This window comes from Xylanibacillus composti (genome assembly GCF_018403685.1).
GTDB lineage: Bacteria > Bacillota > Bacilli > Paenibacillales > K13 > Xylanibacillus > Xylanibacillus composti.
The window spans coordinates 63,654-74,356 of the sequence record NZ_BOVK01000025.1 but is presented as its reverse complement, the minus strand read 5'-3'; the positions used below and the strand labels follow the sequence as shown (position 1 = coordinate 74,356).

Below are 10,703 nucleotides of genomic sequence, written 5' to 3'. Positions count from 1 at the left end.
AGAGCGCAATGGGGAAACCTACCGGATTTATGGAATACAAGCGGGCGCTGCCCGCTGATCGCGATCCGCTGGAGCGCATCAAGGATTGGGAGGAATTTCACCTTCACTTTGAAGAGGAGCAGCTGCGAATACAGGGCGCTCGCTGCATGGATTGCGGGATCCCGTACTGCCACACCGGCACCATGCTGGCCGGCATGGCTGCGGGCTGCCCGATTCATAACCTGATCCCGGAATTTAATGATCTCGTCTACAGGGGGGAGTGGCGGGAGGCGCTGGACCGCCTGCTGAAGACGAACAACTTTCCGGAATTCACTGGCCGCGTCTGTCCGGCGCCGTGCGAGGGCTCCTGTACGGTCGGCTTGATAGAGACGCCGGTCACGATCAAGAACATTGAGCAATCCATCATAGACAAGGGATTCGAGATGGGATGGATCCAGCCGAGCCCGCCCAAAACCCGAACAGGCAAGAAAGTCGCCGTTGTCGGCTCGGGACCGTCCGGGCTGGCGGCAGCTGACCAGCTGAACAAGGCGGGCCATACGGTGACGGTCTACGAGCGGGCGGACCGCATTGGCGGCTTGCTGATGTATGGCATCCCGAATATGAAGCTGGATAAGCAGAAGGTGGTGCAGCGGCGTATCGACCTCATGGCGGCGGAAGGCGTGAAGTTTGTAACAGGTGTGGAAATCGGCAAGGACATTCCGGCCGGCAAGCTGCAGCAGGACAATGATGCTGTCGTGCTGTGCGGCGGGGCCACGAAGCCGCGGGATTTGCCGATTGAAGGCCGCGAGCTTAAAGGCATCCACTTCGCCATGGACTTCCTGCGCGCCAATACGAAGAGCCTGCTTGATTCCCGCCATGCGGACGGCCGGTACATCAATGCGGCCGGCAAGGATGTCATCGTGATTGGCGGCGGCGATACGGGCACGGACTGTGTCGGCACGTCGCTGCGCCACCAGTGCCGCAGCGTCACCCAGCTGGAAATCATGCCGCGCAGTCCGGAGGAACGGACGGCGGGCAATCCGTGGCCGCAATTCCCGCGCATTTATAAGCTTGACTACGGACAGGAGGAGGCGAAGGCGGTTTATGGTCAAGATCCGCGTGCCTACTGCATCCAGACGAAGCGCTTCGTGGGCGACGGGAACGGGCATGTGAAGGAGCTGCACACTGTCGAAATCGAATGGAAGAAGGATGAGCAAGGGCGGTTTGTTCCGGTTGAAATACCGGATACTGAGAAGGCATGGCCGGCCCAGCTTGTACTGCTGGCGATGGGGTTCCTTGGTCCGGAGGATGCGGTAGCGGAACAGCTCGGGCTGGAGCGCGATCCCCGTTCCAATGTGAAGGCGGAGCCGGGCAAATACGCAACGAGTGTGCCGGGCGTATTCGCTGCCGGCGACATGCGTCGGGGTCAAAGTCTGGTTGTGTGGGCGATTCACGAGGGTCGCGGAGCGGCACGCGCCGTGGATGAATTTTTGATGGGCAGCACGAACCTGCCTGATTGAATATAGCTTTATTTTTTGGGCTGTCGCCAAGTCATAACGACTTGGAGGCAGCCTTTCGTGTTGGGGGAGACGGGGGCTCATACGAACTGTGTTAAAACAATTGCAAAAACGACGTGAATAGCGTGAACGGGAGCGTACCGCCATGAATGGCGCAAAACAGAGCAATACGACGGAATATGATGGAATTCACGATTTGAACATTGGACGGATTGGGGATATACTTGCACTTCGATGAGTGAAAAATCAGGAAGCAGCAGGATGGGAGGAGACAGAATGGGCACGTTTAGAAGACTCAAGCAATTTTACTGGCCCTACAAGAAGTATTTTGTCATGTCCGTCGTTAGTTTGGTTTTTGTAACCGCTTTAACTGTCATTTACCCGCTGATCTTGGGATTTACTGTGGACGAACTGATCTTGGGGGATCGTCAGCATTTGCTGGCCGTGACTGTTGCTTTTCTGGTTATCGTTATGCTGCTGAAGGGACTTTTCCAATACTTGCAGCAATACTTGGGAGAACTGTTCGGCATCCATTCGGTGTATGAAATCCGCAATGAGCTGTACCGCAAGCTTCAGGTGCTCCCATTCCGGTTCTACGACAATGCGCGTACCGGGGATTTGATGTCGCGCCTGGCGCAGGACGTGGAAGCGTTCCGCTTCTTCTTGTCCATGGGAGCGGCGCAGGTGCTGAACTTTGTGCTGCTTACAGCTTTTGGATTCGGAGTCATGCTTTACTTGAATGTCTCGCTTGCGCTGATCACGCTGGCCGTCATGCCATTTTTGGCGGTAGTGGTTTATCGCTTCGACAAGCGGGTGCATCCCGCCTTTCTTGAGATTCGGCGCTCTCTCGCCCGTCTTACAACGAAAGTGCAGGAAAATGTGAGCGGCATGAATACGGTCAAGGCGCTCAGCAAGGAGGATTTCGAGATTGACCGTTTCGTCGGCCTGAATGCGGATTATCGGGACAATCATATCAAGACGGCTGACATCTGGGCCCGCTTCTTCCCGGCAATGGAATTCATCGGGAATGTCTGCGTGATTGTGCTGCTTGCTTATGGCGGCTGGCTGGTCGTGGATGGGCAGATGCAGCCAGGGGAGCTGCTGGCTTTCTTCAGCTTGATCTGGTATATTGTCATGCCGCTGATGCACATCGGCTTTGTGTTGAATACGTACTCACAGTCCAAGGCGGCCGGCGAGCGGCTGCTTGAAATTATGGATGAGCCAGAAGATATTCGCAACATTGCGGAGCCGATTCGGGAGGTGCGGCTTGCCGGTCATGTTCAATTTGAAAATGTGACGCACCGCTATCCCGGCGAAGACCAGAACGCTCTGCAGCAAGTAAGCTTCGATGCCAAGCCTGGTTCGACGATCGGGATCATGGGCGCTACTGGCGCAGGCAAAACAAGCATAACCCAACTGATTGCCCGCTTCTACGAACCGAAGCAAGGACGCGTGCTGATTGACGGCAAGCCTGTCTCCGATTATGACCTGAAGACACTTCGCTCGAATATTGGCTTCGTGCTGCAGGAGCCGTTCCTGTTCTCCGCTTCGATTAAGGCTAACATTTCGTATGGGCGTCCTGACGCGACGATGGAGGAAATTATCGATGCGGCCAAGCGGGCGGACGCGCACGAATTTATTCAGGAGCTGCCGGATGGCTACGATACCGTTCTTGGCGAGCGCGGCGGCGGGTTGTCCGGCGGACAGAAGCAACGGGTATCCATCGCTCGCGCGCTTTGCGTCAATCCGAGCATTCTCATATTGGACGATGCCACAAGTGCTGTGGATATGGAGACCGAGGTCAAAATCCAAGCCGCGATGCGTGAGGTGATGGAGGGCAGAACAACCTTTATCATTGCCCATCGCATCTCCTCGGTGAAGCATGCGGATGAAATTATCGTTCTGGATCAAGGCAAGGTTGTAGAGCGCGGCACCCATGAGGAATTGGTGCGGATGGAGCACGGGGCGTACCGCCGCATCTACGATATCCAGTTCCAAGATCATGAATTGGTTATGCAAGGCAAAGCCGTCTGACAGTTTGTAAACGAATACACATAATATCGGATAATAAAGGATGTGCAAGCTATGAGCAGCAGTCAAGCACATGAAGTGTATCATGAGGGGTTCAATCCGAAGAAGGAACGCTTCCACTATTCCAGCGACAGCGCCATGGAGAAGCCGTTTAACTGGAGCCAGCTGCTACGTTTGTTCCATTACATGAAGCCTTATTCTCTTACGCTGCTGCCGTTGGCGATATTCGCGATGCTGGTGGCGACCGGAGTGCGGCTGGTCGTTCCCTTAATTATCGCCCACGTTCTGCACAATGTCGCTCTGGAAGGCAACGTCAGTCTGCTGTGGAAGCTGGTTACAGCCATTGCCCTGCTGTACATCTTCCAATGGTTCGGGAACAAGTATCGGATCGCCTGGATGAACCAATTGGGGCAGAAGGTCATATTCGACTTGCGCCAACACTTGTTTTCCCATATTCAACGGCTGTCGCACCGATTTTTCGGCCAGCGCTCAGCCGGCTCGATCCTGGTTCGGATCACGAATGACATCAATTCCCTGCAGGAGCTGTTTACGAACGGGATTATCAACCTGATGACCGATATTTTGATGTTGATCGGGATTGTCGGGATTCTGTTCTACTTAAGCCCGACTTTGACGGTGGCCGTTATGGTCATTGTGCCGGTGATGTTCTTCTTCTCGGTGAAGCTGCGCCGCGCCATTCGCCGTGCGTTCCAGCAAGTCCGCCTGAAGCAGTCAAGGCTGAATTCGCACTTGAACGAGAGCATTCAAGGCATTCGCGTTACGCAATCTTATACGCAAGAGCAAGAGAATATGGGCTTCTTCCAGCGCATGAACCGCGACAACTTCGAAGGGTGGCGCGTGGCGGTCAGTCGGGCAGCTATGTTCCGGCCGGTTGTGGAAGTGACGGGAGCGATCGGGACCGCGATTTTGATTCTGTTCGGCGTGTTTCTCTACAATCAGCAAGCGATTGAACTGTATGTGTTTGTAGCATTTGTCCTGTATTTGCCGCAATTTTGGGAGCCGATCCAACGAATCGGCCAGATGTATAACCAGCTGCTGATGGCGATGGCCTCGTCTGAGCGGATCTTCGAATTTCTGGACGAGCGCTCAAACGTCGTCGAGAAGGAAGATGCGATTGAGCTGGGCGAAATCAAAGGCCATATTCGCTTTGACAATGTGCAATTTTCTTACGATGAAAAGCGGATCGCGCTGCATCGCATTAACTTGGAGGTGCAGCCGGGCGAGACGATTGCGCTAGTCGGACATACCGGATCGGGCAAATCCTCGATTGTCAATTTGCTGTGCCGCTTCTATGATCCGACGCAAGGGCGCATTCTGATCGATGGGCAGGATCTCAGGGATTTGACGCTGGACAGCTTGCGCAAGCAGGTAAGCATCGTACTACAGGACACGTTCATTTTCTCCGGCACGATTATGGATAATATCCGCTTCGGCCGGCCGGACGCCACGGATGAGGAAGTCATCGCAGCCGCCAAAGCTGTAGGCGCGGACAAATTTATCGAGCGATTGACCGACAAGTACGAAACGGAAGTGGAGGAGCGCGGCAACATCTTGTCGATGGGCGAGAAGCAACTGCTGTCCTTCGCCCGTACGCTGCTGGCCGATCCGCGCATTCTGATTTTGGATGAAGCGACTGCCAGCATCGACACCGAGACGGAGATCGTTATTCAGCAAGCGCTGAAGCGGCTGCTGAAGGGGCGGACTGCGATCATGATCGCTCATCGCCTGTCCACAATTCGCGACGCCGATCAAATCCTGGTACTCGATCACGGCAACATTATTGAAAAGGGGAATCACCAAGAGCTGATGGAGCTCGGGGGCGAATACTTCCAGCTCGTCAAGGCGCAGTTCAACATTCTGGAGGAAGAGAGTAGGTGAGGTCTTTCGGAGAGAAACCGTCTGCAGCCATGCTGTCCGGGATAGGGAATCAAAAGCATCGAGGCCTAATTGGCGCTCGGTGCTTTTTTTTAGGCTTCACTTGACAGGTGCGGTACGAAGAGAAGCAGCTGCCAGCCATAGCACGATTGCATCATATGCGACCTGCGCGAATCGGTGCGAGGTTGGATGGGAGAGGGAGGGGGTGATTGAATCAGCATCCTGTTGGGTACAGAAAGTACAAGCGGGGATAAGCATATGGAAGAAGAATAACGGTCCGGACGTGAATAAAAAGGGTCAAAGTCAAATAAATGCAGCCTCTTCGAGGCAAACTATGACAAGCCTGAATGCGGGCAGCCAAACAGCGGCACCATACCAATAGCAGGGCAGAAGGCAGAACTGTCGGGAAAAGGAGAAGGAGGAAGTGCGAAATCGGGGTTGAAGAAAGGTGCACATTAGTATATAATAATTATTAAATTATAATTATTATAAATAAGGAGATGATCCTGATGACAACAGAAATGCTTACGCAAACGGATGCTCAGGCGGCGAACTTAACGAAAGTGTTGAATAAGCAAGTTGCAAACTGGACGGTGCTCTACACCAAGCTGCACAACTACCACTGGTTTGTGAAAGGCTCTGACTTCTTCACGCTTCATGCCAAGTTTGAGGAGCTTTACACCGAAGGGGCCGGCTACCTGGATGAATTGGCGGAACGCATCTTGACACTCGGCGGCAGTCCGGTCGCTACGCTGAAGGAAGCGCTGGCGGTTGCATCCATTCAGGAAGCGAACGGAGGAGAATCGGCTGCACAGATGGTGGAATCGGTCTTTGCCGATTTCGGCACACTCATTAGCGAGCTGAATGACGGCATTGCGATTGCCGAAGAGAATCATGACGATGCAACAGCCGACATGCTGCTTGGCATTCGCCAAAGCCTGGAGAAGCACAACTGGATGTTCCGCGCATACTTGGGCAAGTAAGCAGAGACGAGGCCCAATTTGACCTGGAGGGTGTACAAAGCCCGACCCGGAATACGAACGAACCATATAGATCGAGCAAGGCAGTCCCGAAAGGGGCTGTTTTTTTGCATGGAGACGTGCTCTGGAAGTATGCGTCTACCCGCTGGTTAAAGTCTGATAACGGGAGAAACCAAACCAAGTCCCTGTATATCATGGATATTTGCGTATTGGGAATCTTCTGTATAAAAGCGTATGACTAATACCTGGCAGAGACAGGGCAAGAAACCTTCCAAGCCATAACATACCTGAATCCTGTAATGTTTACGAGGATGGAGTTTGAAGGGCAGAAAGTGGCAAAGAACCGAGAGAACATAGACTGCGTAAATCTACATTGCTTCATCTGATTGGATTGCTTGATACGCCGACAAGCGGTAAAATTTATGTGCAAGGGACTCCCATTGAAACATTTTCAGAGGAGAATTGCAGGCGAGTAACCCGCATATCGTGATTGGGGCAGGCAATCTGTTTGCATTCCGGGCGGACGAAAGCGGGTATTGGCTGGATCGATGCAGCCTGAACGATCTGGAATGTAGCGAATCGATTGAATTGCCTGAAGCGCCGAAGCGAATCGTTTATGACGATGGCCGCGATGGCTTACATTTTCTCTTTGTGGGCGGCGAGCCTGCTTCCTCCATTGGTTATTATCACCTGGAGTCAAAGTTGTGGATTGATCAGCCCATTGATGATCGTTCCTTCGCTGGCTCCTTACTGGTAGGAGACTCCATACTGGTTACATTAATGGGGTATAGCGATGATGGCAGAACAGCGGTGGAGGACAATCGCATTGCTGTGCTGAACGATCAGTTGCAAGTGGATGAGTATACGACGGTTGGTAACGTCCCCAACTTAATGTTGGTGATGGAAAGCAAGCTTTTCGTGTCCTCGGGCAGGAGCGGTGTCGTGATCGAAGAAGTATCCTTGGAGGAAGGAAGGGTGAATCAGCGCTACTACATTGCAGAAACAGGAAGTGCCATTGCAATGACAAGTATTGAAGATTCTCTCTATATCTTGACCCCAGAAAATGTGTACCGTCTTCAATCGGACGGAAGCGTAGATAGCAAAAAGTTGACAGGGAGGACGGAGAGCCAGTGGAACTACTGAATAAGGGGGGCGCATTGGTTGCAGGAGGTCGGGGAATATTGCTGATAGGATTGTCACTTATTCTCATCCTGACAGCATGCGGCCAATCGGAAACAAATGGGATGCTCGACATTGAAGATGTACAAGTGGAAGACTTGCAAGATGGCGCACATCCTTATGTAGGAGACGCGAATAAAAACAGGGAGTTGATCATGCGCCTGCCGGGCAACAGGAACTTTCAAGGGATGGAAATTAGCGGCCATCACTTAATCGTTCAATATGGTCTGCAGGAAGATAGTGCGATTAGCGAGGAACAATTTCGTATGTTCTGGCTGCACGAAGACCGGTTAGAGCAACTGCTTGTTCATAACGCAGCCGCCTTGTTGTTGTTTACAGGGAATGCCGAGCAAGTCACGCTGCAGTTGAACGAAGATGTACGTAAGCATTTCCTTGTCCTTCAGAGAGAGGGACTGACGTCCTGGCTCGGTGTGGAACCGGCAGTTTTCCTTGAGGATCCCGCTATGTGGGAAGAGGCGGTGCTGGATGGTCTTGTGGGCAACAAGGCTGCGCGCGAGCAATTCCTGCAGCAGTACCCAATAGTAACCGAATAAGTGCGCGCTGGGGAGCGGGACTGGACCTGTTTCACGACAAGTCTCATGGTATTGCATGAGGCTTGTTTTTTTATTACAGCTCCGCTCACTATTATTAGGATTATATCAGGCAAACAAAAATAAGGATCGCCGAAGCCTGCAACAATCCCAAATGTTTCCTCGTCCAGTAGGATAAGGGCAGCACGCACTTGGAGACGCAGCCGCCTGCCTTGGACAGAGAAACAAGGGGGAAATGCGGATGAAAGAGAGAAGAGGGGTAAAGTTTTGGAGCTTGCTGGTATGCCTGACGTTGGTTGTCTCCGCATGCAGCACAGGCAGCTCGAATCAAGCAGACAACTCGGGTCAGGGAACGAAGGGAGGCCGCAATTCTGGCGGAAGCATGCAGGAGGCGACATCAGCGGACAGCAATAGGGCAAATCCCCAGAGCAGGACAGACAGTGCAGCGCAAGGGCAGTCTGCAAGCGAAACGAGCAAACAGCTGTATACTTATGTCCCGCCGTCATTCGACCGTCTGGATGATCGCCGCAGCCAAGCGGAAGACATGTTTTTCAAGGAGTATGGCACCCATCCGTTTCTCTCGCCGGAGGATGATCCTTATTCTACATTCGCCGTTGATGTTGATACGGGATCGTATACCATCGTGCGCCAATATTTGCGCGATGGCTTGCTGCCGCCCAAAGAAGCGGTTCGCCTTGAGGAAATCATCAATTATTTCGACTTGGATTACGAGGCTCCAGAGGAAGAAGCTTTCGCCATACATGTCGACGGAGGCGACTCGCCGTTTTCCGATCATTACAAGCTGCTGCGGATCGGGCTGAAGGGCAGGGAGATTGCCGCTGACCAGCGCAAGCAGGCAAATCTGACCTTTGTCATTGATATTTCCGGTTCAATGGATCGGGATAACCGCTTGGAGCTGGTGAAGCGGAGCCTGCGCTTGTTGGTCGACCAGCTGAATGAGGATGACAAGATCGGTATTGTCACTTACGGGTCGAAAGCGGAGGAAGTGCTTCATCTGACCAGGGTCAAGAACAAGGAGCGTATTCTGGAGGCAATTGATTCGCTGGCCCCGAGCGGCTCCACGAATGTAGAAGCCGGACTAGAGCTGGGCTACCGTATGGCGAACGACCAATTGGATGAAGGAGAGATCAATCGGGTTATTCTCTGTTCAGACGGTGTGGCCAATGTGGGAGAGACAGAGCCGGATGCCCTGCTGAAGTCTATCCGCGAGCACGCTAAGGAAGGGATCACCCTGACGACACTTGGCTTCGGCATGGGCAACTACAATGATACGCTGATGGAGCAGTTGGCGAATAACGGCAACGGCAGCTATGCATATATCGATTCATTCGGCGAGGCTCGCCGGCTGTTCACAGATCAGTTGGCAGGAACGTTGGAGACGATCGCGATGGATGCCAAAGTTCAGGTGGAATTCAACCCTGACCGAGTCGACCGCTATCGTCTGCTCGGTTATGAAAATCGCGATCTGGCTGACGAAGATTTCCGCAATGACAGCGTGGATGCGGGAGAAGTGGGCGCAGGCCATGCTGTGACAGCCTTGTACGAGGTTAGATTGAAAGACGGGCAGGAGCAGCAGTCTTTCGGCACAGTGCGTCTTCGATACGAGGATGTGAGAAATGGAGCGGTTCAAGAATTGGAGGCGCCGCTTCGAATCGGCGCCAGCCTGAAGAGAGAGACCGCCTTGCTGGCTGCGGCAGCCGAATACGCCGAAATCTTGAGAGGGAGCTACTGGGCACAGGATGGCGATTTGGCTGCCGTGCTGGAGGTGGCAGAGCGTTCTGCCAATGGCGGCAGTCAGGAAGAGCTCGTTGGCATGATCAAGGATACCCTTGCTTTATCCCGGCCTTAAGCGCCGAGTCCACTCATACCAATCCTTCATCATGGGCCTTGCGCGAAGCCTGGATGCGGTCGCGCACGTCCAGCTTGGAATAGATATTGGAAATGTAATTTTTGACCGTGCCTTCGGACAGGAACAGGCGCTCCGCGATTTCCCGGTTGTTCAGCCCTTCCGATATGCACTGCAGCACCTGCATTTCGCGCTCGCTTAATCCGTAAGTCTTGGAGCGCTCCGCTGCATCGGGGGCATCGTGTGGCACAGGCGTCGCCGGGACAACGGGGGAGCCGGATTTCAACTGGGTGATCAGTATCTGGGCGATATCTTGCGGGATCAAGGTATTGCCCTCGGCCACCCATTTCACGCCGGCGGCCAGATCCTTCGGATGGATCGCCTTGAGCAGATAGCCTTCAGCTCCTGCGCTAAGGGCATCCACAACGTAATGCACCTCCTGGAAGGTTGTCAAAATGATGATCTTGGTGTCGGGCCATCTTTGCTTGATGATTTGGGTAGCTTCGACTCCATTCATAACGGGCATATGGATATCCATGAGAATCAGATCAGGCTGCAGCTGCTCGCATAACCGGACGGCTTCCTCGCCGTTCTCGGCCATGCCAGCCACCTCAAGCGCAGGGTCCATGTCGAGGACAATGTGCAGGCTTTCCCGAATCAATTCCTGATCATCGACCAGCAGCAGGCGTACGGTGCTCATGTT

At 53.4% G+C, this 10,703-nt stretch carries 8 protein-coding genes; 7 read left to right on the top strand and 1 reads right to left on the bottom strand.

From position 1 onward, the window contains the following. Positions 1 to 8 precede the first annotated feature (8 nt). From XYCOK13_RS10160 to XYCOK13_RS10130, 7 genes are all read left to right on the top strand, one after another. Complete coding sequence (locus XYCOK13_RS10160; protein WP_213412035.1) at positions 9 to 1,499, top strand: glutamate synthase subunit beta; 1,491 nt, start codon at positions 9 to 11, stop codon at positions 1,497 to 1,499. A gap of 273 nt (positions 1,500 to 1,772) precedes the next feature. Then, on the top strand, positions 1,773 to 3,530 hold the full coding sequence (locus XYCOK13_RS10155; RefSeq protein WP_213412034.1) for an ABC transporter ATP-binding protein: 1,758 nt from the start codon (positions 1,773 to 1,775) through the stop codon (positions 3,528 to 3,530). Positions 3,531 to 3,581: 51 nt separating this feature from the next. Then, positions 3,582 to 5,426, top strand: a complete 1,845-nt coding sequence (locus XYCOK13_RS10150) for an ABC transporter ATP-binding protein (RefSeq protein WP_213412033.1) — start codon at positions 3,582 to 3,584, stop codon at positions 5,424 to 5,426. Positions 5,427 to 5,932: 506 nt separating this feature from the next. Then, positions 5,933 to 6,406: a Dps family protein gene (locus XYCOK13_RS10145; RefSeq protein WP_213412032.1), complete on the top strand. Its 474-nt coding sequence runs from the start codon at positions 5,933 to 5,935 to the stop codon at positions 6,404 to 6,406. A 459-nt stretch (positions 6,407 to 6,865) separates the two neighbouring features. Then, entirely contained in the window at positions 6,866 to 7,546 is a 681-nt protein-coding gene (locus tag XYCOK13_RS10140) for a hypothetical protein (RefSeq protein ID WP_213412031.1), read from the top strand. A 38-nt stretch (positions 7,547 to 7,584) separates the two neighbouring features. Beyond that, positions 7,585 to 8,136 (top strand): DUF4825 domain-containing protein, encoded by a 552-nt coding sequence (locus tag XYCOK13_RS10135; RefSeq protein ID WP_213412030.1) that lies wholly within the window; start codon positions 7,585 to 7,587, stop codon positions 8,134 to 8,136. 238 nt (positions 8,137 to 8,374) lie between these two features. Then, positions 8,375 to 10,003, top strand: a complete 1,629-nt coding sequence (locus XYCOK13_RS10130) for a vWA domain-containing protein (protein ID WP_213412029.1) — start codon at positions 8,375 to 8,377, stop codon at positions 10,001 to 10,003. Positions 10,004 to 10,016: 13 nt separating this feature from the next. Here the strand turns inward: XYCOK13_RS10130 and XYCOK13_RS10125 are convergent, their stop codons facing one another. Then, entirely contained in the window at positions 10,017 to 10,700 is a 684-nt protein-coding gene (locus tag XYCOK13_RS10125; protein ID WP_213412028.1) for a response regulator, read from the bottom strand. Positions 10,701 to 10,703 lie beyond the last annotated feature (3 nt).